The sequence below is a fragment of the Streptomyces sp. NPDC001927 genome (genome assembly GCF_053594455.1).
The window spans coordinates 85,497-111,054 of record NZ_JBSFEN010000001.1; the positions used below are offsets into that span (position 1 = coordinate 85,497).

Sequence of the window (25,558 nt, forward strand, 5' to 3'; positions counted from 1 at the left end):
CTCATTCCCCGCCGCGGAGGACGGAGTTGCCCAGATGGGTGGAGGTGTCGGAGGAAGGAGGGGTGAGATCGAGGCGGCCGCTGAGGCCGTAGAAGGCGACGGGGTTGCGCCACAGCACGCGGTCGACGTCGTCGTCGGAGAATCCGGCGGCGAGCATGGCGTCGCCGACCTTGCGGGTCTTCAGCGGGTCGCTGTTGCCCCAGTCGGCGGCCGAGTTCACCAGGACGCGGTCCAGGCCGTGGTCCTTGAGCACGGCGACCATGCGGTCCTCGTCCATCTTGGTGTCGGGGTAGACGGAGAAGCCCAGCCAGGCGCCGCTGTCGGCGGCTTCCTTGACGGTCGTCTCGTTGAGGTGGTCGAGCAGCACCCGGTCGGGGGTGAGAGCGGACTCGCGGACCACGTCGAGGGTCCGGCGGAGGCCCGCGAGCTTGTCCCGGTGCGGGGTGTGGACGAGGGCGGGCAGGCCGTGGTCGGCGGCGAGCTGGAGCTGGGCCGCGAGGGCGGTGTCCTCGGCGGGGGTCATGGAGTCGTAGCCGATCTCGCCGACGGCGACGACGTTGTCCTTGACGAGGTACCGGGGCAGGAGGTCGAGAACGGGGGTGCAGCGGGGGTCGTTGGCCTCCTTGGGGTTGAGGGCGAGGGTGCAGTGGTGGGCGATGCCGTACTGGGCGGCCCGGAAGGGCTCCCAGCCGAGAAGGGAGTCGAAGTAGTCGACGAAGGAGGCGGGTGAGGTGCGGGGCTGGCCGAGCCAGAAGGCGGGCTCGACCAGGGCGCGGACTCCGGCGTCGTACATCGCGCGGTAGTCGTCCGTGGTGCGCGAGGTCATGTGGATGTGGGGGTCGAAGATGCGCATCAGGACTCCTCGGTGGGGGCCGTGGGGGTGGTGAGGGCGAGGACGCGAGGGAGGTCGGTGGGGACGGGGCGGCCGGCGGCGGTGCGTTCGGTGGCGTAGTCGGTGAGCATCCGGGCGAGTTCGGAGTCGCCGCGGGCGCGGTCGTGGAGTCCGGCGACGGTGTCGAGGGGGACGCCGGTGAAGAGGCACTTGAGGAGGGCGTGCCGCCAGGGGTGGGGGGCGAGGTGGGCGGCGGCGTAGGGGCCGAGGGCGGCGGCGATCAGGTGGGTGTCGTGGGTGCGCAGGGCGTCGTCGACGAGGGGCAGGGCCTCGGGGCCCGTGACGAGGGAGGGGAGGGCGAGGAGGACGGCGCGCCGCTCGGGGGCGGAGCCCTGCTCGTAGAGCCGGGTGAGGACGGCGGGCTCCGCGCGGGCCGCCCGGAGCAGGGCGACGCGGACGGAGTCGGCGTGTTCCGGGCCGCAGTGCCGGCCGGCGGAGGCGAAGCGCAGCTCCCAGAGGGCGGTGCGGTCGGTGGCGGCGGTGAGGGCCTCGTCGAACCAGGCCCGGGCGGTCGGGGTCAGCATGTCGGCTCCCTCGGTGGGGTGGGCCGGCCGGAGTGGCCGCGCAGGAACGCGAGGGAGGAGCGGGCGAGTTCCGGGCCGGCGTGGGAGTGGCGGGGCAGTTCGACGACGGTGAGGCCCGGGTAGCCGGCGGCGGTGAGTTCGGCGAGGGCGGCGAGGACGGGTGGGAAGTCGATCTCGCCGTCGCCGAACGGGAGGTGCTCGTGGACCCCGCGGCGCATGTCCTCGATCTGGACGTGGTGCAGCCAGGGTGCGGCGGCCCGGACGCAGTCGGCCGGGGACGCGGCCTCCAGGCACTGGCAGTGGCCGATGTCGAGGGTGAGGCCGAGGTGGCGGGGGTCCGGGTCGCCGAGGAGGGAGCGGAGGGTGTGGAAGTCGTCGAGGGTGGCGAGGAGGTGACCTGGTTCGGGTTCGACGGCGAGGGGAAGCCTGGCGGCCGCGGCCGCTTCGAGGACGGGGGTGATCGATTCGGCGAGTCGCTTCCAGGCGGTCTCGTCGGTGGTCCCGTCCGGGGTGATGCCGCTGAAACAGTGCACGGCGTGGGCGCCGAGGTCGGCGGCGACCCGCACCGCGCGGAGCAGCAGGTGGACGCGGGCGGCACGGGCCTCGGGGTCCGGGTCGAGGAGCGAGGGGCCGTGTTTGCGGCGGGGGTCGAGGACGTAACGGGCGCCGGTCTCGACCGTCACCCGGAGGCCGAGGGCGTCCAGACGCCGGGCCACCTGGGCGGTGCGGGCGGGGAGTTCGGGGGCGAGGGGGTCGAGGTGCATGTGGTCGAGAGTGAGGCCGACGCCGTCGTACCCGAGGTCGGCGAGGACGGCGAGCGCGTCGTCGAGCCGCAGGTCGGTGAGGCCGTTGGTGCCGTACCCGAGACGGATCGCGGGCGGGCCCGGGGTGGCGGAGGGCGTGGAGGAGGGCGTGGCGCTCATGTCGGGCTCACCTTCCGGGCGAGGGCTCGGGCGAGGGGGGCGAGGCCGAGCACCAGGAGCGCGGTGCCGGGCGCGCCGGACCGGGCGGCGAGGGTGGCCTGGAGCGGGATCAGGGCACGGATGCCAGCGCCGACGGAGCGCTGGGTGAGGGGCGGTGACGGGTTGAGGGCCGCGTGGAGGAGGGGGGTGGCGGGGGTGCGGGCGTAGGAGGCGGCGAGGGCTGCCGTGACGAGGCGGTCGACGACCGCGGAGTTGCGCGACGCGGTTCCGGCGAGCGCCGCCCCGGCCGGGCGGGCGGTCACTCCGGTCGCGGAGGCGGGTTGCGACAGGAGGTCCGTGGGCTTCGGAGTGCAGCCGCCCCGGCCCGCGTTCGGCTCCCCCGGCCCGGTGCGTGTGCGGGCGGTGGCCGCAGCTACCGCCAGCATGGTCGCGAGGGCCAGGAGTGGAGTGCGGGTCGAGCCGCCCTGGGTCTCGTGGCGGGAGACCGCGGTGACCGCGTAGGTGTGGGCGCCGACGAGGGCGGCCGAGCCCAGGGCCGCCGCGGGCGGGCGGCGGCCACGCCCCAGGTCCGGCAGCCCGGCCCCAGCAGGGCCGGCCGCCGTGGCGCGGGCCGCGCCGCCGCTCGACGTGGCCACCGTGCCGAGCAGGACGTTCAGGGCGCGGGCCGTGGCCATCGTGGCGGGGGCCGCCGGGGTGTGCTTGAGGTGGAGGTCGTAGGACCAGACCGTCGCCGCGAGGGCGGTGGCCGTCGCCAGGGTGGGGCGGCCCGCGCGGGCGGCTAGGGCGAGTCCGGCGGCCGTCAGGGCGGCGGAGGCGGCGAGGGCGGCGCGTGGCGTGACGCGGCCCGAGGGGATGGGGCGCCCCGGGCGGTCGACGGCGTCCTCGGCGCGGTCGGCCCAGTCGTTGAGCGCCATGCCCGCCTCGTACAGACACAGCGAGGAGCCGATGGCGAGGAGGGTCGAGCGGTTGGGGCGGAGGCCGGCCGCCGCCGCGCCCGCCAGGGCGTCGCCCGGCACGGTGGCCAGCGCGGAGACGCGCAGCAGCTCCGCCCAGGCCGTGACGCGCCCGCGCGCCCGGCTCACCGGGCCTCCCCCAGCCGGGCCGCGAAGGCCACGAGCCGCGCGTACTGGTCCGCAAGTCCCGCCGGGGCCTCCCCCTCCGGGTCCTTGAAGTAGAAGGCGAGGTCAGCCAAGGGGCCGGAGAGCGCCGCCTCGTGGGCGCGGGCCGTCAGCCGGGCCAGGTCCAGGACGAGGGGCGCCGCGAGGGCCGAGTCGCAGCCCTGCCAGGTGGTCTGGAGGACCATCCGGGAGCCGAGGAAGCCCTCGAAGGCGATGTGGTCCCAGGCCGTCTTCCACTCCCCGAGCGCCGGGACGTCGTCGATGTGGACCTCGCCCTCAGGGGCGTGGCCGAAGACGTCCGCGAGGACTCGTTCCTTGCCCGCGTTCTTCGCGGCCGCCGCGGCCGGGTCGGCGAGGGCCGCGCCGTCTCCGCCGCCCAGCAGGTTGGTGCCCGACCAGGCCCGTACGGTCAGGGCGCGTTGGAGGAACATCGGGGCGAGGACGGAGCGCAGCAGGGTCTGGCCGGTCTTCCCGTCGCGGCCCGCGTGGGGCAGGCCGCTCGCCGCGACGGTGTCGGCGAGGGCGGGGTGGCGGAGCCCGGTCGAGGGGGTGAAGTTGACGTACGGGCAGCCGGCGCGGAGCGCGGCGGCCGCGTAGAGGGAGCTGGGCGGGAGCTCGGCGCCCCCCGACGCCGGCTCCGTGGAGGCAACATTGACCACGACGACCCGGTCGAGTTCCAGCCGGATCCTGAAGTCCGTCAGGTCGGTGGCGAAGGAGGTGATCAGCTCCTCCTCCGTGCGGGTGTCGCCCGGCAGGGGGCCGCCGGGGCGGATCTCCGTGTCGGCGGCGCGCAGTTCGGCCGCGACGGCGGAGGCGAGGCCGTGCGGGAGGACGCCCGCGACGGTGAGTGCCTCGGCCCGTTTGGGGAGCGGACACGCCGCCGTGTCGTGTCCGCCGAAGACGAGGGAGGCGAGGGGCGGGAGTCCGGCGGAGGCGAAGGGGGCGGTCTCCGTCACCATGCCGGTGGGCGGGTGCAGGCCCGCGGTGGTCGCGGCGCAGCCGGCCACCGCCGTGGTGGCCACGGAGCCTCTCGCCCCGACGAACCAGACTCCCGTACGCCCGACGGCGTCCGTGCGTGTTCCTGTGGTCACGACCCTGCCTCCCTGGACTGTGGTGGAGACGGCGGGCGGGGGGTACGGCGCCTCCCCGCCCGCCGTCGGCTGGGCAGGGGGCTCTACGAGGGGAGCTCCCTGAGCTTGATGGCGCGGAACGACACCTGGTCGTCGGCTCCGTGGTTCTGGATGCCGATGTGGCCGTCCTTGAGGCTCCGCGCCGGGTCGGTGTTGGTGAAGTCGTTGATCTTCACCCCGTTGAGGAACACCTGGAGCCGTTCGCCCTGGACGCGGATCTCGTAGCTGTTCCACTGGCCCGGCGGCCGCAGCACGGCGTCGCGGGCAGCGAGGTTGGCGGACTTGAAGCCGTAGACGGCTCCGGTGGTCCGGTCGGCGGCGTCGGTCGCGTCTATCTGGATCTCGTACCCCTTGTTCACGGCGGACCAGGGGTCGTCCGAGGCGGGGAAGCCGACGAAGATGCCGGAGTTGTCGTCGCCCGCGGCCTTCCAGTCGAGCGTGAGGGAGTAGGAGGAGAACTGCTTGGCCTGGTACCAGAGCATCCCCATGCCGCCCACCGAGCGCAGTTCGCCGTCGGCGACGTCGAAGCTGCCGGGTCCGGCCTGCTTCCAGCCCTCGCGGGTCTCTCCGTTGAAGAGCTCGCGGTAGCCGGTCTGCGGCCGGCAGTCGGCCGTGGCCTGGCCAGTGGCGTACTGGAGTCCGCCGAGGAGGTGCTGCCGGAAGGCCGGCTCGGCGTACGACTCCTTGGTGTGGCCGCCGCCGGTGTAGAAGGACCGTCCGCCGCCGTACGACTTGCACCAGGCGATCGGGTGGTCGCCCTTCATGTTGCCGCCCTCGTAGGTCGTCTCGTCGAGGGTGGCGAGGATCCGGGCCTGACCGCGCGGATTCGTGCGGTAGTTGTACCACTCGTCGGTGCGCTGCCAGGTGGCGTCGAGGTGCTCGGTGGCCGGGTGGGCGTGGTCCTCGACCCGTACGGTCGCCGGCTGGATCTGCGGGTGCGAGTGGAAGTGGGCGCCGACGAGCCCGCCGTAGAACTCCCAGTCGTACTCGGTGTCCGCCGCCGCGTGGACGCCCATGTAGCCGCCGCCGTTGGAGACGTAGTGCTCGAAGGCGGACTGCTGTTCGGCGTTGAGGACGTCACCGGTCGTCGAGAGGAAGACGACGGCGTCGTAGCGGGCGAGGTTGTTGGTGGTGAACTGGCGGGGTTCCTCGGTCGCGTCGACGGTGATGCCGCTCTGCGCGCCGAGCTCCTTCAGCGCCGTGACGCCGCTGCCGATCGAGTCGTGGCGGAATCCGGCGGTACGGGAGAAGACGAGGACGCGCTTGGCGTTCCGGTCGATGGGGGCGCTGGAGATGGTGAAGTCGTCCACGTCGTAGAGCGCGCCCGCGCCGCCCTTGAAGACGAGGAAGAGTTCGGTGGTCTTGCGGGGCACGTTCCTCAGGGGTACGTCGATGTCCTGGAAGGTCTCCCAGCCGCCGGTGACGGGGACGGGCGCGGAGCCGTGCAGGGTGCCGGTGGGCGAGCCGGTGCGGACTTCGAGGAAGCCGCCGGCGCCGCCGGAGGAGACGCGGGCGGTGAGCTTGGTGGCCCCGGTGAGGTTGTAGGGCTTGAGGGAGATCCAGTCGCCGTTGTCGATGTCGCCGACGGTCCTGCCGCCGTTCGCCTCCGCCTTGTCGTACGTCGTGATGCCCTGCTGGGCGTCGAAGTGCTCGGCCTGGCGGTGGCGCGGCTGGAGCTTGGCCTGGTCGTGGGTGGTGAGGGCGGCCTGGCCGCCGCCTCCGTTGTCGGTGTACTCGGCGTCGAAGACGGCGAAGATGTTGGCGTCGTCGTCGTGGCCGCCATCGGCGGAGGTCTTGATGGTGCCGGAGCAGCCGTTGGCCGAGGTGACCGGGTGGCCGTGGCTGTCGTGGCCGAGGACGTAGGTGACCTTGACCTTGGCGCAGTCGATCGCGCCGTCCTCCGGGTCGGTGACCGTGACCTTGAAGGGGACCTCGTCGCCGAAGGCGAACAGGGCGCCCTCCGCCGGGAGTTCGAGGGTGACCTTGGGCGCGGTGTTGCCGACGACGACGTGGACGGAGGCCGAACCGGTGCGCCCGCTCGGGTCTTTGGCGGTCACGGTCGCGGTGTAGGTGCCGTTCTTCCGGTACGTGTACGTGGGGTTGGCGGCCGTGGACGTACCGCCGTCGCCGAACTCCCAGCTGTAGGTGAGGGCGTCGCCGTCACCGTCGGTGGTCCCGGCGGAGGAGAAGGCGACCTTCAGGGGCGCCACGCCGGAGGTCTTGCTCGCACTCGCCTCCGCGACCGGGGAGCGTCCGCCGGTGGCGTTCTCGATGCGGTAGAGCCCGGAGTTGTGGTCGCCGCCGAACCAGGCGGTGCCGTAGTCGAGGACGTACAGCGCGCCGTCGGGGCCGAAGGCCATGTCCATCACCTGCGTACCGGTCCACGGCACGGGGTTGATGGACTGGACGGTGCCGTCGGCGCCCTGCTCGACGCGCTTGATCCAGCGCCGCCCGAACTCCCCGGCGAAGAAGTCGCCGTCGTACGCCTCGGGGAACTTGACCGGGGACGTGGAGGCCGCGTCGTAGCGGTAGACGGGTCCGCCCATCGGGGACTCGGATCCGGTGCCGAACTCCGGTACGGAGCCGCCGTCGTACGGGAGCCAGGCCGGCTCGGCCGGCGGCAGGTCGACGAGACCGGTGTTGTACGGCGAGTCGTTCTTCGGCGCGGCACAGTCGAAGGCCGCGCCGGACTGCTTGGTCGCGAAGTCGTAGTCGACGTAGCCGTCGTTCTTGCCGGTGCAGAACGGCCAGCCGAAGTTGCCGGGCTTCGTGATCCGGGCGAACTCGACCTGTCCCGCCGGTCCGCGCTTCGGGTCGGCGGCGCCGGCGTCGGGGCCGTAGTCGCCGACGTACAGGACGCCGGTCGCCTTGTCGACGCTGAAGCGGAACGGGTTGCGGAAGCCCATCGCGTAGATCTCGGGGCGGGTCTTCGCGGTGCCGGCGGCGAAGAGGTTGCCGTCGGGGACCGTGTACGAGCCGTCCTCGGCGACCTTGATGCGCAGGATCTTGCCGCGCAGGTCGTTGGTGTTGCCGGAGGTCCGCCGGGCGTCGAACGCGGGGTTGCGGCCCGGGCGTTCGTCGATCGGGGTGAAGCCGTCGGAGGCGAAGGGGTTGGAGTCGTCGCCGGTCGACAGGTAGAGGTTGCCCTGCGCGTCGAAGTCGATGTCGCCGCCGACGTGGCAGCAGATGCCCCGGGTGGCGGGGATGTCGATGACCTTCTTCTCGCTGGCGTTGTCGAGCGTGCCGTCGGCCTTCAGCGTGAAGCGGGAGAGCCGGTTGACTCCGTCGTACTTGGCGAAGTCGGCCGCCGTGCCGTTCTCGGGGGCGTCGCCGGTGGGGGTGTCGAGCGGCGGGGCGTAGTAGAGGTAGATCGCCCGGTTCTGGGCGAAGCCCGGGTCGAGGCCGATGCCTTGGAGGCCCTCCTCGTCGTGGGAGTAGACGGGGACGGTGCCGATGACCTCGGTGTTGCCGGCGGCGTCGGTGCGGCGCAGCTCGCCGTTGCGTGAGGTGTGCAGGACGCTGCGGTCGGGGAGCACGGCCAGCGACATCGGCTCGCCGACCTCCTCACCGCCCTTGGCGAGGGTGACCTGCTGGAACTCCTCGGCGGCGGCCGCGGGGGCGGCGGTGCCGTTCTCGGTCTCCGCGGCGAGGGCCTGCTGGCCGCCGAGGGCGAGGAGTCCGGCGGCGAGGAGGGCGAGTGGCTTTCTGGCTCGGGGGCGTTTCTTGCTGTGCACGAATGTCCTCCGGAGTAGGGCCGGGTGAGTGCGGGTGTCCGGGGACCGGCGCGCGCCGTCACGCTGGTCACAACCATCGAGCTACGTCATGTACACATCAGTGCCTGCATCAGGGACCGTAGCGGGGTTCGTCCGGGGCGGAAAGGCCTTGCGCACTGCCCCTGTCGAACTTTTCACCGCGACAGGACAAAGCCGTCCGCGGGCACGGCGGGGCCGCCCGGGTGACGTCGCCGCCGCCCGGGCTCCCACCTGGAACCTCACCTCAGTCGCGGCCGCCGAAGGCGGCGTCGAAGGAGGCCGAGGGCGGGTCGAAGTCGAAGCGCTTGAGATGGGCAAGCGCTTCCGGGGCGCCGGTCAGCCGGTCCATCCCGGCGTCCTCCCACTCCACCGAGACCGGCCCCGCGTAGCCGATCGAGCGGAGCATCCGGAAGACGTCCTCCCACGGCACGTCACCGTGCCCGGCCGAGACGAAGTCCCAGCCGCGCCGGGGATCGCCCCACGGCAGGTGCGAGCCGAGCCGCCCGTTGCGCCCGTCGAGCCGCTTGCGGGCCTCCTTGCAGTCCACGTGGTAGATCCGGTCGCGGAAGTCCCAGAGGAAGCCGACCGGGTCCAGGTCCTGCCAGACGAAGTGGCTCGGGTCGAAGTTCAGCCCGAAGGCCGGCCGGCGGTCCACCGCGTCGAGCGCGCGCTGCGTGGTCCAGTAGTCGTACGCGATCTCGCTCGGATGGACCTCGTGCGCGAAGCGCACCCCCTCGGCGTCGAAGACGTCCAGGATCGGGTTCCAGCGCTCCGCGAAGTCCTCGTAGCCGCGCTCGATCATGCGCTCGGGGACCGGCGGGAACATCGCCACCAGGTGCCAGATGGACGAGCCGGTGAAGCCGATGACGGTGTCGACGCCGAGCGCGGCGGCGGCCCGGGCGGTGTCGGCCAACTCCCGCGCCGCACGCCGCCGTACGCCCTCCGGCTCTCCGTCGCCCCAGATCCGTGCGGGCACGATCGCCTGGTGGCGCTCGTCGATGGGATGGTCGCAGACCGCCTGGCCGACCAGGTGGTTGGAGATCGCCCAGCACTTCAGGCCGTACTTCTCCAAGAGGGCGTGGCGGCCCTCGACGTACGACGGGTCGGCGAGCGCCTTGTCGACCTCGAAGTGGTCGCCCCAGCAGGCGAGTTCGAGACCGTCGTAGCCGAAGTCGCGAGCGAGCCGGCAGACCTCCTCCAGCGGCAGGTCGGCCCACTGGCCGGTGAAGAGGGTGAAGGGACGGGACACGGTCAACGGCCTCCTAGAGCTGCGGTACGGGGGTGTAGACGGCGTTCTTCTCGGCGCTCTCCTCCACGGCGGCCAGGACCCGCTGCACCTGGAGCCCGTCGGCGAAGGACGGGGCGGGACCGGCCCCCGACGCGACGGCGAGGACCAGGTCGCGGGCCTGGTGGACGAAGGTGTGCTCGTAGCCGAGCGCGTGACCGGGCGGCCACCAGCCCTCCAGGTACGGGTGGTCGGGCTCGGTCACCAGGATGCGGCGGAAGCCCGCGGCGGCGGCCGGCTCGGTGTGGTCGTGGAACGACAGCTCGTTGAGCCGCTCCAGGTCGAAGGCGAGGGAACCCTTCTCGCCGTTGAGCTCGAGCCGCAGCGCGTTCTTCCGGCCCGCGGCCATCCGGGTCGCCTCGAAGGAGGCGAGCGCCCCGGAGGCGAGCCGCCCGGTGAACAGCGCGGCGTCGTCCACCGTCACCGCCCCGTACGCCCCGCCCGTGGCCGCCCCGGAGAGCCCCGCCGACACGCCCGCGAGCAGGGGCCGCTCCCGTACGAAGGTCTCGGTGAGCGCCGAGACCCCGACCAGGAGCTCCCCCGCGAGGTACTGGGCGAGGTCGACGGCGTGCGCACCGAGGTCGCCGAGGGCCCCGGAGCCGGCGTGCGCGCGCTCCAGGCGCCAGGTCAGCGGGAAACCGGGGTCGACGAGCCAGTCCTGCAGATAGGTGACCCGTACGTGCCGCAGCGCGCCGAGCCTGCCCTCGGCGACGAGCCGGCGGGCGTACGCGAGGGCCGGCACCCGCCGGTAGTTGAAGCCGACCATGGCGACCTGGCCGCGGGCGGCCGCCGCCTCGGCCGCGGCGACCATGGCCTCGGCCTCGGCGACGGAGTTGGCGAGCGGCTTCTCGCACAGGACGTGCTTGCCCGCCTCCAGGGCGGCGACGGCGATCTCCGCGTGGCTGTCGCCCGGGGTGCAGACGTCCACGAGCTGGACGTCGTCGCGGGCGACGAGGGCGCGCCAGTCGGTCTCGGCGGCGGCCCAGCCGTGCTTGTCCGCCGCCGCCCGCACGGCGGCCCGGTCCCGGCCGGCGACGGCGGCGAGAACGGGCCGCAGCGGCAGGTCGAAGACGCGCCCCGCGGTGCGCCACGCCTGGGAGTGGGCGGCGCCCATGAACGCGTAGCCGACCATGCCGATGCCGAGCGTCGGCGCCGAAGCGGACACGTCGGCCGCCGTCGCGGCCGTCGCCTGGGCCGTCGCCGTCTGCGTGGCCTCGTCGCCTTCGCTCTCCCGCTGTTCCATAGGGTTCCTCCTCGTCGGTTGCACGGTGGGGGGTGCCGGGCTCGGGCCGGCGGCCCGGGACCGGTCAGCTGAAGCCGGTGGGCAGGTACTCGTCGACGTTCTCCTTGGTCACCACGGCCGAGTAGAGGGTCAGCGAGGCCGGGATCTCCAGCTCGGAAAGGCCGCCGACGCCCTTCTTCTGGCCGAGCGCGCGGGCCAGGTCGATCGCGGAGGCGGCCATGGTCGGCGGGTAGAGGACGGTGGCCTTGAGCACGCTGTCGTCGGCCTTGATGGCGTCCATCGCGGACTTGGCGCCCGCCCCGCCCACCATCAGGAAGTCCTTGCGGCCGGCCTGGGCGATGGCCCGCAGCGCGCCCACGCCCTGGTCGTCGTCGTGGTTCCACAGCGCGTCGAACTTCGACTGTGCCTGAAGGAGTTGGGCCATCTTCGCCTGGCCGGACTCGACGGTGAAGTCGGCCGCCTGGCGGGCCACCTTGCGGATGTTGGGGTAGTTCTTGAGGGCGTCGTCGAAGCCTTGGGTGCGCTGCTTGGTCAGTTCGAGGCTGTCCATGCCGGCGAGTTCGATGACCGTGGCGTTCGGCTTGTCCTTGAGCTGCTCGCCGATGTAGCGGCCGGCGTTGAGCCCCATGCCGTAGTTGTCGCCGCCGATCCAGCAGCGGTACGCCTGCGGGGAGGCGAAGATCCGGTCCAGGTTGATGACGGGGATGCCCGCCTTCATGGCCTGGAGGCCGACCTGCGTGAGCGCCTTGCCGTCGGCGGGCAGGATGACGAGGACGTCGACCTTCTTGTTGATGAGGGTCTGGATCTGGCCGATCTGGACGGCGGTGTCGTTGGAGCCCTCGGTGATCTCCAGGGTCACCTCGGAGTACTTCTTCGCGCGGTCCTTGGCGTTCTGGTTGATGGCGTTGAGCCAGCCGTGGTCGGCCTGGGGGCCGGCGAAGCCGATGGTGACGGGCGTGCCGGGCTTGTCGTCGGCGGCGGGCACATTGCTCGCGGCCGTGGCCTGGGCCTTGGGCTCGTTGCTGGTGCAGGCGGTGAGGAGGGCTCCGGCGGAGACGGCTGCGGTGCCGAACAGCAGTCCTCTGCGGCTGGTTTCTGGCATGGCGATGGTTCCCTTCGGGGGGTGAGGGAGAGGTGCCGGGTGGTGGGGGCGGGGGTCAGGTGGCTTCGCCGTGGCGGGCGGTGCGGTGCTGGACCAGGACGGCGGCGACGATGATCGCGCCCTTGGCGATCTGCTGGACGTCGCTCTGCAGGTTGTTGAGCGCGAAGATGTTGGTGATCGTCGTGAAGACGAGGACACCGAGGACGGAGCCGACGATGGTGCCCCGGCCGCCGCTGAGGAGGGTGCCGCCGATGATCGCGGCGGCGATGGCGTCGAGTTCGTACAGGTTGCCGTTGGTGTTCTGGCCCGAGCCGGACAGGATGATCAGCAGAAAGGCCGCGATGCCGCAGCACAGGCCGGAGAGCAGATAGAGGTAGAGGCGCTGGCGGCGGACGTCGATGCCGGCGAGGCGCGCGGCTTCCGCGTTGCCGCCGACGGCGATGGTGCGGCGGCCGAAGGTGGTCCGGTTGAGGACCAGCCAGCCGAGGACGGTGACGGCGGCGAAGACCAGGACCAGCGGCGGTATGCCCAGGATGTAGGCGTCGGGGATGCCGAGGTCGAGGACCGAGTCGACGGTGACGATCTGCGTGCGGCCGTCGGTGATCTGCAGGGCGAGGCCGCGGGCCGAGGCGAGCATGGCGAGGGTCGCGATGAACGGGACCATCCCGCCGTACGCGACGAGCAGCCCGTTCACCAGGCCGCAGCCCACCCCCACGACGACGGCGGTGAAGAGGATGCCGGCGAATCCGTACTCCTGTGTCGCCAGCGTCGTCGCCCACACGGAGGCGAGGGCGACGATCGCGCCGACGGAGAGGTCGATGCCGCCGCTGGTGATGACGAAGGTCATGCCGACGGTGACGACCCCGATCACGGAGGCCTGGGTGAGCACGAGTTGGAGGTTGGAGACGGCGAGGAACTCGTCGGGGCGGGTGAGTCCGCCGACCGCGATCAGTACGGCGAGCACGCCGAGCAGGGAGAGGTTGCGGACGTCGGCCCGCAGACCGAGCGGACGCCGGCCGCCGTCCTGCGCGGACGCCTCGGTGGTCTTGGCGGTGGACAGCGTCATGAGCGGGGGCTCCCTTCCAACACGAGGTCGAGTACGCGGTGTTCGTCGAGCTCACGGGCGGGCGCCGTGTGGACGACCCGGCCCTCCCTGAGCACCAGGACGCGGTCGGCGAGGCCCAGGACCTCGGGCACCTCGCTCGACACCAGAAGGACGGCGAGGCCTTCGTCGGCGAGGCGGCGGATGACGGCGTACAGCTCGGCGCGGGCGCCGACGTCGACGCCGCGGGTCGGCTCGTCCAGGAGCAGGACGCGGCAGCCGCGCAGCAGCCAGCGGGCGAGGACGGCCTTCTGCTGATTGCCGCCGGAGAGGGTACGGACCGGGACGTCGGGGTTCTCGGGGCGGAGCGACAGCTCCCGGGTGGCGGCCCGGGCGGCTTCGCGTTCGCCGTTACGGTCGATCCAGCCGGCGCGCGCGAAGCGGGCGAGCGTGGAGACCGAGACGTTGCGGGTGACGGACTCCAGCATCAGGAGGCCCTGGGCCTTGCGTTCCTCGGGGGCGAGCCCGAGCCCGGCGCGGACGGCGGCGCGGACGCTGCCGGGGCGCAGGGCGCGCCCGTCGACGAGGACCCGGCCCGCGCCGGCCTTGCGGGCGCCGTAGATCGTCTCCAGGATCTCGGAGCGGCCGGAGCCGACCAGCCCGGCGAGGCCGACGATCTCCCCGGGCCGCAGTTCGAGGTCGACGGGCTCGAACTCCCCTTCCCTGGCGAGACCTTGGACCTGGAGCACGGGTGCGGCCACGGGCGGTTCCGCGGGGCGCGGCGGGAAGACGTACTCGACGTTCCGGCCGGTCATCAAGGCAACGATGTCACGCGTCGGGGTCGAGGCCGCGGGAAGCCCGCCGGCGACGGCGCGGCCGTCCTTGAGGACGGTGACGCGGTCGCCGATACGGCGGATCTCCTCCAGGCGGTGGGAGATGTAGACGACGGCGACTCCGGCGGCGGTGAGGTCGGCGACGATACGGAAGAGGTTGTCGACCTCGTCGGGGTCGAGCGCGGCCGAGGGCTCGTCCATGACGATGAGCCGGACGTCGTGGGAGAGGGCGCGGGCCATCGAGACGATCTGCTGCTGGGCGGCGGAGAGTTCGCCGACGCGGCGGCCCGGGTCGATCTCGGGGTGGCCGAGCCGCTTCAGGAGGGCGGCCGTGGCGGTGCGGGCGGCGCGGCCCCTGACGATGAATCCGGCGCTGGTGGGTTCGTGGCCGAGGTGGACGTTCTCGGCGACGGAGAGCCCTTCGACCAGGTCGAGTTCCTGATAGATGGTGGCGATGCCGAGGCGCATGGCGGCGATCGGGGAGCGGAGCTGGACGGGTTCGCCGCGCCAGGTGATGTTTCCGCCGTCCGGCTGGTGGGCGCCGGCGAGGACCTTGATGAGCGTGGACTTCCCGGCGCCGTTCTGGCCGAGGAGGCAGTGCACCTCGCCGGCCGCGACCTCCAGGTCGACGCCGTCGAGGGCCCGGACGCCGGGGAAGGACTTGGTGATGGCGGACATGGTGAGCAGGGGCGGGGGCGCTTGAGGCGCTGGAGACTCTTGAGGCATGGGTGGGATCCCCTCGGCGGATGCGGGTTGCGCCTGAGCGGGTGGTGACGGGGGTGGTGCGGGGTGCGGGTGCGGGCGGATGCGTTCCGGCGTGGGGCCGGATCGCACGTACGGAGGTTCGGACCGCCTGTGGGGCCATGGGCTGCCCGTGGGAGTCACGGACTGCCCGCGGGAGGGGGCACAGACTGCTCGTGGGGGTACGGACTGCCGTCGGCGGCTGAGGCCGCCGGCGGCGGTTACGCCGGGGAGAAGAGGTGGTCGCTGATGAGGCGGGCCGCGCCGATGACGCCGGCGGTCTGGCCCAACTCGCCGAGGACGATGGGGAGGTTGCCGGTGGCCAGCGGGAGGGACTGGCGGTAGACCTGGGTGCGGACACTGGCGAGGAGGTTGTGACCGAGGCCGGTGACCCCGCCGCCGATCACCACCAGACCGGGATTGAAGAAGCTGACGAGTCCGGCGATGACCTGCCCGACCCGGTTGCCGCCCTCGCGGATGAGGGCGAGCGAGGTGGCGTCCCCCGCGGCGGCCGCCGCGGCGACGTCGACCGCCGTGAGCGTTCCGGCCACCTCCAGGCGTCCGGCGAGCACCTCCGAGCGGCCCGCGCGGGCCGCGTCCTCGGCGTCGCGGGCCAGGGCGGCGCCGCTGAAGTGGGCCTCCAGGCAGCCCTTGTTGCCGCACGCGCAGGCGCGGCCGTCCGGCTCCACCTGGATGTGCCCGATGTCGCCGGCGCTGCCCGTCGTACCGCGGTACACGTCCCCGCCCACGACGATGCCGCAGCCGATGCCCGTACCGATCTTGACGCAGAGGAAGTCGCCGACCGAGCGGGCGACGCCCGCGTGCTGCTCCCCCATGGCCATGAGGTTCACGTCGTTGTCGACCATGACCGGGCAGCCGAGTTCCTGGCTGAGGGCCTCCCGTACGGGGAAGCCGTCCCAGCCGGGCATGATCGGGGGCGCGACCGGGATGCCCTCGGGGAAGCGGACCGGTCCCGGGACACCGACTCCGGCGCCGTCGAACCCTTCGGCGAGCCCGGACGCCCGCAACTTGGCGGCCATCGCGAGGGCTTGCTCGAAGACGGCGACCGGTCCCTCGCGGACGTCCATGGGGTGGTTGAGATGCCCGAGCACCTCCAACTCGGCGTTGGTGACGGCCACGTCGACGGACGTGGCGCCGATGTCGACGCCGAGGAAGCGGAGTTCGGGGGCGAGCCGGATGTTGTGCGAACGGCGGCCGCCGCGCGAGGCGGCGAGGCCGTCCGCGACGACGAGGCCGGTGTCGAGGAGCCGGTCCACCTCGACGGCGAGCCTGGAGCGGGACAGATCGATCTGATCGCCGAGCTGCGCACGGGAGTTGGGGCCTCCGTCGCGCAACAGGCGCAGCAGTCGCGCCTGGTGCGCGTTGGCGGGTCGTGCGGTCATGCGTCTCACGCGCCCCTCCCCTAGCGAGTCGGCGAACCCTTCGGCGCCCGACGGAAGTCGGCTCTCCGCCGGGCTTTCGAGGGGAACGTAGCAGTGGTGTCCGGGGGTGGGAAGAAGTCGCGCAGTGATCCGTGCAGACTTTTTCCCGGAGAAGGACAAAGGAGGGTTGGGTGGGCCGTCGGCCGACCGGGGTCAGCGCACCTCGACGAGCCGGGCGGAGACGACGACGTTGCCGTCGTACCCCCGCTGCCGCGAGAAGCCTCCGCCGCAGGTGATGACGCGTAGCTCGGGGTACGGGGACGCCCGGTAGATCCGCTCGGCGGGGAAGCCGTCTTTGGGAACGACCTCGGTGCCGTACACGGAGAAGACGGCGGTCCTGCCGTCCTGCCGGAGGACCTCGACCCGCTGCCCCTTGGCGAGCGCCCCGAGGTCGTAGAAGACGGCGCGCCCGACCGGGGTGTCGACATGGCCGACGACGACCGCCGTGCCCTTCTCCCCGGGGGTGACGGCACCGGTGAACCAGCCGGCCAGGTTCGGCTCGTCCTCGGGCGGGGTGTCGATCCACCCCTCGGCGTCGAGGCCGACGGCGGCGACGGGCGCGTCGATGCGGACGGCGGGCACGCGGACCCGGGCGGGCCGGGAGGCGGGCAGGGGGTCGGGGGCGCGCACGGGCGCGAGGGCGGCGGCATGGCCCGGGGCCGCGGCGGCCGGCGGCTGCGGAGGGCCGCCGGTCACCCACCCCTCCGTACCGCCCCGGACGAGATGGACGCCGACGAGCAGGACGACGATGACGACGCCCCACGCGCCGCGTCTGGACGGTCCGTACGACCCCTGCACGATGTGCGCTCCCGGTTCCCGCTGTACGCGATGGCGCTCCTCCGCCCCGGACCTCGTCATCCCAGGGCGGAGGAGCCGTTTCAGGCGCGGTCGGCCTCGCGGCGGTGGCGGCGCGCCACCAGGACGCCGCCCGCGCCGAGCGCGCCCGCGATCAGCGCGGTGCCCAGGACGACCTCGGTGGCGCCCATGGCGTCGGAGCCGCCGCCGAAGCCGGCCTTGACGCCCTTGTGGGCTCCGGTGTCGGTGGAGGTGCCTGTGGAGGTGCCGTCCTGACCGCCTGTCTCCTTGCCGCCCGTCTCGTGACCGCCCGTCGACTGGCCGGCGATGATCAGCTTCGTGGTGCCCTTCTCGCCCTTGCAGTCGAAGGTCACCTGGTACTCGGCGCCGACCTTGGCGTCGGCGTCGACGGTGGCGGAGCCCTCGCGGCCCTCGTTGAGCGTGACGGTGTCGAAGACCCCGGCCGTGACGGTCACGGTGGTGACCTCGCAGCCGTCGGCTTTCAGCGTGACCTTGCCGCCGGGGGCGACGGTCGAGGGCGAGACGGAGAAGCCGAAGGAGGTGACGTTGTGGCCGGTCCCCTCGCCGGTGACGGCACCGCCGGCCGTACCGGAGCTCCCCGGGACGTCGCTCCACGGGACCTCGTTGGCGGGGACGCCGACCGCCGGGGCCTCGGCCGCCGGAATGCCGGCCGGCGGGACGTCGACCGGTGGCACCTCGGCCGCCGGGGCGCCGACCGGGGGCACCGCGACCGATGTCCCGCCGACCGGCGGGACATCGACCGGAGGGACGTCGTCCACGGCCCCGGCCGTCGGCGCGCCCAGGCAGAGGGCGGCGGCGGCGAGCAGGGCGGTGGCGGCACCTCGTATCGCGCGCATGGCGATCGACCTCCCGGTCACGCGAGGGCGCGCGGCGGACGGTTCCGCGGACGGCTACGAGATGACCCTCGACCCGTCCGAAGCTAGGACGGGCCCGGGGCCCCCGCCACCGGGCTCCGCCGAACGGAGGTACCGGCGAAACGGGGGTACCGGCGAACGGAGGTGCCGGCGAACGGGCGGGCGCAAACGCGCCTCAGCCCTGGCTGTGTTCCCGGTAGGTCGCCCGGGTGTGTTCCGTGTGGGCGCGCATGACCGTCGTCGCGCGGGTCTCGTCGCGGGCCGCGATCGCGGCGATGAGCTGCCGGTGCTCCTTCCAGGACTGCTCGCCGCGCTGCCGGGCGACCGGTGTGTAGTACCAGCGGACGCGGCGGTCGACCTGGCCGGCCAGCTCGGCGAGCACGACGTTGCCGGCCAGCTCCATGACCTTGGCGTGGAAGGCCGCGTTCGTCGCCACGGCCAGGTCGACGTCGTCGTCCGCCACGGCCTGCTCGCCCCGCGCGCAGAGCTCCTCGAGGGCGGCGATCCCGGCCGAGCCGGAGTTCGCGGCGGCGAGCCGGGCGGCCTCCGCCTCCAGGAGCGTACGGACGGAGAGCAGCTGGTCGGCCTCCTCGTCGGTCGGCTCGTGGACGAAGGCGCCCTGCGCGGGCCGCAGGTCGACCCAGCCCTCGGTGTTCAGCCGCTGGAGCGCCTCGCGCACCGGCTGACGGGAGACGCCGAGGTGACCGGCGAGCTCGCTCTCGACGAGGTGCTGCCCGGGGCGCAGGGCACGGGTCGTGATCAGTTCGAGCAGCGCTTCGTAGACCCGGTCGCGCAGCGGCCCCGGCCGCTCCAGCCGGGGCACGGCCCCTTGCGGCAGTCCTGCGGACAACATCGCGGCCCCCTCGTACGCCGTAGGCGATCGACCGTCGGCAGTCACCGATCACCGGTCACCATGGATTGGCTATCGTCTACAGTCTACCGACGCACAAGTCCAGGCATGCGGCCCGCGGCGATCTCGGCCGAAACAACCCCACTACAGGCAGCGGGAGTTACGGGACCCGGACGACCTGTCCCGCGTACGACAGGTTGCCGCCGAAGCCGAAGAGAAGGGTCGGCGCGCCGGACGGGAGCTCTCCGCGCTCGACGAGCTTGGCGAGGGCCAGCGGGATCGAGGCGGCGGAGGTGTTGCCGGACTCGATCACGTCCCGGGCCACCACCGCGTTGACCGCGCCGATCTTGGCGGCGAGGGGCTCGATGATCCGCAGGTTGGCCTGGTGCAGCACGACCCCGGCCAGGTCCTCCGGCGCGAGGCCGGAGCGCTCGCACGCCTGGCGGGCGAGGGCGGGAAGCTGCTGGGTGGCCCAGCGGTAGACGGACTGGCCCTCCTGCGCGAAGCGCGGCGGGGTGCCCTCGATCCGGACGGCGTGCCCCATCTCGGGGACGGAACCCCAGAGAACCGGGCCGATGCCGGGCTCGGTGCCGTCCGGCACGGCCTCGACGATCGCCGCGCCCGCGCCGTCGCCGACGAGCACGCAGGTCGTACGGTCGGTCCAGTCGGTGACCTCGGTCATCTTGTCGGCGCCGATGACCAGGGCGCGGCGGGCGCCGCCCGCGCGGATCGCGTGGTCGGCGGTGGCGAGGGCGTGCGTGAAGCCCGCGCAGACCACGTTGAGGTCCATGGTGGCGGGCGAGCCCATGCCGAGCCGGGCGGCGACGCGGGCCGCGGTGTTGGGCGAGCGGTCGATGGCCGTGGAGGTCGCGACGAGGACCAGGTCGATGTCGGCGGCTTCGAGGCCGGCGGTGGCGAGCGCCTTGCCGGCGGCGTGCGCGGCGAGCTCGTCGACCGGCTCGTCGGGTCCGGCCATGTGCCGGGTCCTGATGCCGACCCGGCTGCTGATCCACTCGTCGCTGGTGTCGACGAGCTTGGCCAGGTCTTCGTTGGTGAGCACCTTGGCGGGCTGGTAGTGCCCGAGCGCGGCGATACGAGTGCCCGTCATGCTCGGGACCCCCTTGGGTTCAAGTGGAAGCAGGACCTCCCATCCTGACCAGCGACTGATCGGTAACCAGGCACGTAAACCACCAAGATTCGCCCGTAGGTGTTGGGAGACCGTGACAACGGACGTTCCGCGCCGCCCCTTGTCGACCCCCTCTCCATACTGTAGACAATATTTCGTCGACACTCTCTTTTCCGGTTCCCTCGACCGAACGGAGATCCGCACGTGAAGGTCGCAGTACTCGGCGCCGGTGCGATCGGCGCCTACGTCGGAGCCGCGCTCGACCGCGCGGGCGCCGACGTCCATCTGATCGCCCGTGGACCGCACCTCGCGGCCATGAGGCGGCACGGCGTACGGGTCGAGAGCCCGCGCGGCGACTTCACCGCCCGGGTGCACGCCACCGACGACCCGGCCGACGTCGGCCCCGTCGACTACGTCTTCCTGGGCCTCAAAGCCCATGCGTACGCGGCGTGCGGGCCGCTCGTCGCGCCGCTCCTGCACGACACCACGGCGGTCGTCGCCGCCCAGAACGGCATCCCCTGGTGGTACTTCCACCGGCACGGCGGCCCGCACGACGGACATCGCGTCGAGAGCGTCGACCCGGGCGGCGCCGTCTCGGCCGTCCTCGCCCCCGAACGCGCCATCGGCTGCGTCGTCTACGCGGCGACCGAACTGAGCGGCCCCGGCGTCGTCCGCCACCTGGAGGGCACCCGGTTCTCCATCGGCGAGCCCGACCGGTCGGCGTCCGAACGCTGCCGGACGTTCGCCGAGGCGATGCGCGCCGGGGGCCTGAAGTGCCCGGTCGAGGCGGAGTTGCGGCACGACATCTGGATCAAGCTGCTCGGCAACATCTCCTTCAACCCCCTCAGCGCGCTCACCCGGGCGACGATGCGTCAGATGTGCGTGCACGGCGGTACGCGGCAGGTGGTCGAGCGGATGATGCACGAGACGCTCGCCGTCGCCGCGGCGCTCGGCTGCCGCCCCGACATCTCCGTCGAACGCCGGCTCGCCGGGGCGGAGCGGGTCGGCGACCACCGCACCTCCACCCTCCAGGACCTGGAGGCGGGCAAGCCCCTGGAGCTGGACGTGCTCCTCGCGGCCGTGGTGGAGCTCGCGGCCGTCACCGACGTACCCGTGCCCACGCTCCGTACCGTCCACGCCCTGTCGGACCTGCTCGCGAACCCGACCGGCCGACCCAGCCAGTCCGGCCGGCCCAACCCGTCCAGTCGGCCCACCCCGTCCAGCCAGCCCAGGAGTTCGGCATGACGAACACGAGGAAGAGGAACCGGAACCGCGACCCGAAGACCTACACCCGGCTCACCCACCCGCTCGTCCGGGACGAGAAGGGCGGACCGCTGCGGCGGGCGAGCTGGGACGAGGCCCTGGAGCGCGCGGCGGCCGGATTCCGGGCGGCGCGGGGCGCGTTCGGGATGTTCTCCTGCGCGCGGGCGACCAACGAGATGAACTACGTGGCGCAGAAGTTCGCGCGGGTGGTGATGGGAACGAACGACGTCGACTCCTGCAACCGGACCTGTCACGCGCCGAGCGTCGCCGGCCTCTCTGCCGTCTTCGGTTCGGGCGGCGGCACGTCCTCGTACGAGGAGATCGAGCACACCGACGTGATCGTGATGTGGGGCTCCAACGCCCGCTTCGCGCATCCGATCTTCTTCCAGCACGTCCTGAAGGGGATCCGGAACGGGGCGCGGATGTACGCGGTCGATCCACGCCGCACCTCGACCGCGGAGTGGGCCGAGGGCTGGCTCGGGCTCGACGTCGGCACCGACATCCCGCTCGCCCACGCCGTCGGCCGCGAGATCATCGAATCCGGCCTGTACAACCGGGCGTTCGTGGAGCGGGCGACGAGCGGGTTCGAGAAATACCGCGCGCTCGTCGAGCCGTGGACGCTGACGGCGGCCTCGAAGGTGACGGGCGTACCCGCCGCCGCGATACGGGAGTTGGCGCACGCCTTCGCCCGGGCCGAGCGGGCCCAGCTGTGCTGGACGCTCGGCATCACCGAGCACCACAACGGCACCGACAACGTCCGGGCGTTGATCAACCTGGCGCTCCTGACCGGACACGTGGGGCGGTACGGCTCCGGGGTGCAGCCGCTGCGCGGCCAGAACAACGTGCAGGGCGGCGGCGACATGGGCGCCATCCCGAACCGGCTGCCCGGCTTCCAGGACATCCTGGACGCGGGGGTACGGGCGAAGTTCGAGTCCCTCTGGGGCACGGAGATCCAGCCGCGCTACGGGCGGACGCTGACCGAGATGTTCGAGGCGATGGAGAGCGGCGAGCTGCGGGCCGTGTACTGCGTCGGCGAGAACCCGGCGCAGTCGGAGGCGGACAGCGCGCAGGCGATGGCCCGGCTCGCGAAGCTCGACTGTCTGGTGGTGCAGGACATCTTCCTGACGAAGACGGCCGAGTTCGCGGACGTGGTCCTGCCGGCGACGGCGGCCTGGTGCGAGACGGACGGGACGACGACCAACAGCGAGCGGCGGGTGCAGCGGGTACGGAAGGCGGTGCGGCCGCCGGGCGAGGCCCGCGAGGACATCGACATCATCTGCGCGTTGGCACGGCGGCTCGGCCACGAGGGCTGGGCGTACGCGGACGCCGAGGCCGTCTGGAACGAGCTGCGCGCGGTGTCCCCCGACCACTGGGGCATGACGTACGACCGACTCGAGGAGCACCAGGGCATCCAGTGGCCGTGCCCCGATCTGGAGCGGCTCGAACCGTCCTTCCTGCACGGCAGGTTGTGGGAGGCCGATCCCGAACAGCGGGGCGCGCGGGCCCCGTTCGGCCTGGTGCGGCACGATCCGCCCGTCGATCTGACGGACGAGCGGTATCCGATCCGGCTGACGACCGGGAGGCGGCTCGACTCGTACAACACCGGTGTGCAGAGCGGGAGTTTCGCCTCGCCGCTGCGGCGCGGTGAGTACGTGGAGCTGTGCCCGGAGGACGCGGAGCGGTACGGGGTCGCGGTGGGCCAGGAGGTCCGGGTGACCTCGCGGCGGGGGTCGGTGGTGGCGCCGGTGTGGGTGGATCCGGCGCTGCGGCCGGGGCTCGCGTTCATGACGATGCACTTTCCGGACGAGGTGGACACCAACCAGCTGACGATCGAGGCGAACTGTCCGATCGCGGGGACCGCGGAGTTCAAGGCGTCGGCGATACGGATCGAGAGGGTGGGCTCCGATGGATCTCCGCTTCGGTGACGCCAAGCCGTCGGACGAGGAACGGGAGGCTGTGGACACGCTCCTCGGCCCGCCGGAGTCGGCGTGGGAGGGCGCGGACGACCGCTCGGCGGAGGACCTGCGCTGGGCGCGGGGCGGGCGGGAGGCCCGGGAGCGCCGTGACCTGCTGCTGCCGGGGCTGCACGCGCTCAACGACCGGGTGGGGTGGATCAGCGAAGGGGGCCTGGCCTATCTGTGCCGCCGCCTGACGGTGCCACCGGCGGAGGCGTACGGGGTGGCCACGTTCTACTCGATGTTCGCGGTACGCCCGCGCCCGGCGCAGGTCCTCCACGTCTGCACGGACCTGGCGTGCGCGGCGCGCGGATCGGCGGCGCTGACGTCGGGCCTGGAGGCGGAGGGGGTCGCCTTCGAACCGAGCCCCTGCCTGGGCCTGTGTGAACGGGCCCCGGCGGCGCTGCTCGTACGGGCGGGGGCGCCCACACCGCCTGCCTCCCCACGCGCACGCCTGGCCCGCGTCGTCGCACCGGCCACCGTCGGTGAGCTCGCCGAGGTCGCGCGGGACCCCGAGTCCGCCGCGCCCGAGGCACCCGCGGTGGCGGCGGTCCCGCAGGCAGGCCACGACGAGGGGCGTAGCCCCCTCCCCCTCCCCCTCCTCGCCCGCGTCGGTGTCGTCGACCAATCCAGCGTGGACGACTACCGCGCGCACGGTGGCTACGTCGCGCTGCGGCGGGCGTTCGCCCTCGGGCCCGCCGGGGTGATCCGGGAGGTCACGGAGGCCGGGCTCGTCGGGCGGGGTGGGGCCGCGTTCCCGACGGGGCGGAAGTGGCAGGCGACCGCGTCTCAGCCGGACGGCCCCCACTACGTCGTGTGCAACGCCGACGAGTCGGAGCCGGGCACCTTCAAGGACCGGGTCGTCATGGAGGGCGACCCGTACGCGCTCGTGGAGGCGATGACCGTCGCCGGGTACGCGGTCGGCGCGCACCGGGGCTATCTCTACATCCGGGGTGAGTACCCCCGTGCGTACGAGAGGCTCGCCCACGCCATCAGCGAGGCCCGCGCCCGCGGGCTGCTCGGCGACGACGTCCTCGGCAGCGGTTTCGCCTTCGACATCGAGATCCGGCGCGGGGCGGGCGCGTACATCTGCGGCGAGGAGACCGCCCTCTTCAACTCGATCGAGGGCTACCGCGGCGAGCCCCGCTCCAAGCCGCCGTTCCCGGTCGAGAAGGGGCTCTTCGGCAAGCCCACCGCCGCCAACAATGTCGAGACGCTCGTGAACGTGCTCCCGATCCTGACCCGGGGCGCCGAGGCCTTCCGGGCGGCCGAGACCAAGCTCTTCTGCGTCTCGGGCAGCGTCACCCGACCGGGCGTGTACGAGCTCCCCTTCGGCGCCACTCTCCGCGAACTCCTCGACCTCGCCGGGCCGCCCGAGGCCCTGCGCGCGGTCCTCCTCGGCGGCGCGGCGGGCGGCTTCGTCCGCCCCGACGAGCTGGACATCCCGCTCACCTTCGAGGGCACCCGCGCCGCCGGCACGACGCTCGGCTCGGGGGTCGTCCTCGTCCTCGACGAGTCCGTGGACCTGCCGAGGATCCTGCTGCGCATCGCCGAGTTCTTCCGGGACGAGTCCTGCGGCCAGTGCGTGCCCTGCCGGGTCGGCACGGTCCGCCAGGAGGAGGCGCTGCACCGGATCCGGGAGCGGACGGGCGCCGCCGCGGCCGCCGACATCGCCCTGCTCCGCGAGGTCGGGCAGACCCTGCGCGACGCCTCGATCTGCGGTCTCGGCCAGACCGCGTGGAACGCCGTGGAATCCGCCATCGACCGACTGGGGGTCTACCGATGACCACCGTTCCGCTCGCCCCGCCCCGCCGCCTCCTGGAGTTCACGCTCGACGGCGCCCCCGTCCGCGTCCCCGAGGGCGCCACGATCCTCGACGCCTGCCGCGCCGCCGGTACGGACGTGCCGACGCTCTGCCACGGCGACACGCTCACCCCGAAGAACGCCTGCCGGCTGTGCGTGGTCGAGGTCGAGGGGGCCAGGACCCTCGCCCCGGCCTGCTCGCGCCGCGCCGAACCCGGGATGGTCGTCCGTACCGACACCGCGCGCACCCGCCACAGCCGCAAGGTCGTCCTGGAGCTGCTCGCCTCCTCGGTGGACCTCTCCACCACCCCGGGCGCCGCCGAGTGGATCAAGGAGTACGGGGCGGAGCCCGACCGCTTCGGCCCGGAGGCGCGCCGCCTCGGCGAGGAGCCGCGCGTCGACAACGAACTGTACGTCCGCGAGTACGACAAGTGCGTCCTCTGCTACAAGTGCGTCGACGCCTGCGGGGAGCAGTGGCAGAACTCCTTCGCGATCTCGGTCACCGGACGCGGCTTCGACGCCCGGATCGCCGTGGAGCACGACGGGCCGCTCACCGAGTCCGCGTGCGTGTACTGCGGCAACTGTGTCGAGGTCTGTCCGACGGGCGCGCTGAGCTTCAAGCGGGAGTTCGACATGCGCGCGGACGGCACCTGGGACGAGGCGGCGCAGACGGAGACCACGACGGTCTGCGCGTACTGCGGGGTGGGCTGCAATCTCACCCTGCACGTTCAGGACAACGAGATCGTGAAGGTCACCTCACCGCACGACAACCCGGTGACCCATGGCAACCTCTGTATCAAAGGCCGTTTCGGCTTCCAGCACGTACAGAATCGGGTGTAACCA

20 protein-coding genes are annotated in these 25,558 nt (G+C 72.9%); 4 read left to right on the forward strand and 16 right to left on the reverse strand.

Features of this window, described 5'->3' with window-relative positions; genetic code table 11:
• Window position 1: 1 nt before the first annotated feature.
• The 16 genes from ACWCO8_RS00400 to ACWCO8_RS00475 all read right to left on the reverse strand — a co-directional run bounded on the left by ACWCO8_RS00400 (window position 2) and on the right by ACWCO8_RS00475 (window position 19,676).
• Window positions 2-853, reverse strand: coding sequence for a TatD family hydrolase (locus ACWCO8_RS00400; protein WP_451030206.1), 852 nt, complete (start codon window positions 851-853; stop codon window positions 2-4).
• Entirely contained in the window at window positions 853-1,416 is a 564-nt protein-coding gene (locus ACWCO8_RS00405) for an EboA domain-containing protein (RefSeq protein ID WP_451030207.1), read from the reverse strand. The genes ACWCO8_RS00400 and ACWCO8_RS00405 overlap by 1 nt, the downstream gene beginning before the upstream one ends.
• Entirely contained in the window at window positions 1,410-2,339 is a 930-nt protein-coding gene (locus tag ACWCO8_RS00410) for a sugar phosphate isomerase/epimerase family protein (protein WP_451030208.1), read from the reverse strand. Before ACWCO8_RS00410 ends, ACWCO8_RS00405 begins: the two co-directional genes overlap by 7 nt.
• Window positions 2,336-3,421 (reverse strand): SCO3242 family prenyltransferase, encoded by a 1,086-nt coding sequence (locus tag ACWCO8_RS00415; protein WP_451030209.1) that lies wholly within the window; start codon window positions 3,419-3,421, stop codon window positions 2,336-2,338. The genes ACWCO8_RS00410 and ACWCO8_RS00415 overlap by 4 nt, the downstream gene beginning before the upstream one ends.
• Window positions 3,418-4,548: an inositol-3-phosphate synthase gene (locus tag ACWCO8_RS00420; RefSeq protein ID WP_362002537.1), complete on the reverse strand. Its 1,131-nt coding sequence runs from the start codon at window positions 4,546-4,548 to the stop codon at window positions 3,418-3,420. The genes ACWCO8_RS00415 and ACWCO8_RS00420 overlap by 4 nt, the downstream gene beginning before the upstream one ends.
• A gap of 83 nt (window positions 4,549-4,631) precedes the next feature.
• Complete coding sequence (locus ACWCO8_RS00425) at window positions 4,632-8,321, reverse strand: ThuA domain-containing protein (protein ID WP_451030210.1); 3,690 nt, start codon at window positions 8,319-8,321, stop codon at window positions 4,632-4,634.
• Between the two features lie 262 nt (window positions 8,322-8,583).
• Window positions 8,584-9,588, reverse strand: a complete 1,005-nt coding sequence (locus tag ACWCO8_RS00430; RefSeq protein ID WP_362002533.1) for a sugar phosphate isomerase/epimerase family protein — start codon at window positions 9,586-9,588, stop codon at window positions 8,584-8,586.
• Window positions 9,589-9,601: 13 nt separating this feature from the next.
• Window positions 9,602-10,756 (reverse strand): Gfo/Idh/MocA family protein, encoded by a 1,155-nt coding sequence (locus tag ACWCO8_RS00435; RefSeq protein WP_451030869.1) that lies wholly within the window; start codon window positions 10,754-10,756, stop codon window positions 9,602-9,604.
• 175 nt (window positions 10,757-10,931) lie between these two features.
• Entirely contained in the window at window positions 10,932-11,969 is a 1,038-nt protein-coding gene (locus ACWCO8_RS00440; protein WP_362002532.1) for a substrate-binding domain-containing protein, read from the reverse strand.
• Window positions 11,970-12,024: 55 nt separating this feature from the next.
• On the reverse strand, window positions 12,025-13,035 hold the full coding sequence (locus ACWCO8_RS00445) for an ABC transporter permease (RefSeq protein WP_393485862.1): 1,011 nt from the start codon (window positions 13,033-13,035) through the stop codon (window positions 12,025-12,027).
• Entirely contained in the window at window positions 13,032-14,522 is a 1,491-nt protein-coding gene (locus ACWCO8_RS00450) for a sugar ABC transporter ATP-binding protein (protein ID WP_451030211.1), read from the reverse strand. Before ACWCO8_RS00450 ends, ACWCO8_RS00445 begins: the two co-directional genes overlap by 4 nt.
• 284 nt (window positions 14,523-14,806) lie before the next feature.
• The gene (locus ACWCO8_RS00455; protein WP_451030212.1) at window positions 14,807-15,988 is read right to left on the reverse strand and encodes an ROK family protein; all 1,182 of its coding nucleotides are present in this window, start codon (window positions 15,986-15,988) and stop codon (window positions 14,807-14,809) included.
• 192 nt (window positions 15,989-16,180) lie between these two features.
• A complete protein-coding gene (locus ACWCO8_RS00460) occupies window positions 16,181-16,828 on the reverse strand; it encodes a class F sortase (protein WP_451030870.1) in 648 nt (215 codons plus the stop codon).
• A gap of 77 nt (window positions 16,829-16,905) precedes the next feature.
• Window positions 16,906-17,700: a hypothetical protein gene (locus ACWCO8_RS00465; RefSeq protein ID WP_451030213.1), complete on the reverse strand. Its 795-nt coding sequence runs from the start codon at window positions 17,698-17,700 to the stop codon at window positions 16,906-16,908.
• 193 nt (window positions 17,701-17,893) lie between these two features.
• Complete coding sequence (locus tag ACWCO8_RS00470) at window positions 17,894-18,571, reverse strand: GntR family transcriptional regulator (protein WP_362002521.1); 678 nt, start codon at window positions 18,569-18,571, stop codon at window positions 17,894-17,896.
• A gap of 157 nt (window positions 18,572-18,728) precedes the next feature.
• Window positions 18,729-19,676, reverse strand: a complete 948-nt coding sequence (locus tag ACWCO8_RS00475) for a beta-ketoacyl-ACP synthase III (protein ID WP_451030214.1) — start codon at window positions 19,674-19,676, stop codon at window positions 18,729-18,731.
• A gap of 222 nt (window positions 19,677-19,898) precedes the next feature.
• On the opposite strand from ACWCO8_RS00475, the gene ACWCO8_RS00480 reads away from it, so the two are divergent.
• Genes ACWCO8_RS00480 through ACWCO8_RS00495 form a run of 4 tightly spaced genes read left to right on the forward strand, consistent with a single transcriptional unit; the run spans window position 19,899 to window position 25,555 of the window.
• On the forward strand, window positions 19,899-20,939 hold the full coding sequence (locus ACWCO8_RS00480) for a 2-dehydropantoate 2-reductase (protein WP_451030215.1): 1,041 nt from the start codon (window positions 19,899-19,901) through the stop codon (window positions 20,937-20,939).
• Window positions 20,936-22,882, forward strand: a complete 1,947-nt coding sequence (locus ACWCO8_RS00485; protein WP_451030216.1) for a molybdopterin oxidoreductase family protein — start codon at window positions 20,936-20,938, stop codon at window positions 22,880-22,882. The genes ACWCO8_RS00480 and ACWCO8_RS00485 overlap by 4 nt, the downstream gene beginning before the upstream one ends.
• On the forward strand, window positions 22,863-24,698 hold the full coding sequence (locus ACWCO8_RS00490) for an NADH-ubiquinone oxidoreductase-F iron-sulfur binding region domain-containing protein (protein ID WP_451030217.1): 1,836 nt from the start codon (window positions 22,863-22,865) through the stop codon (window positions 24,696-24,698). Before ACWCO8_RS00485 ends, ACWCO8_RS00490 begins: the two co-directional genes overlap by 20 nt.
• A complete protein-coding gene (locus ACWCO8_RS00495) occupies window positions 24,695-25,555 on the forward strand; it encodes a 2Fe-2S iron-sulfur cluster-binding protein (protein WP_451030218.1) in 861 nt (286 codons plus the stop codon). The genes ACWCO8_RS00490 and ACWCO8_RS00495 overlap by 4 nt, the downstream gene beginning before the upstream one ends.
• Window positions 25,556-25,558: the final 3 nt, after the last annotated feature.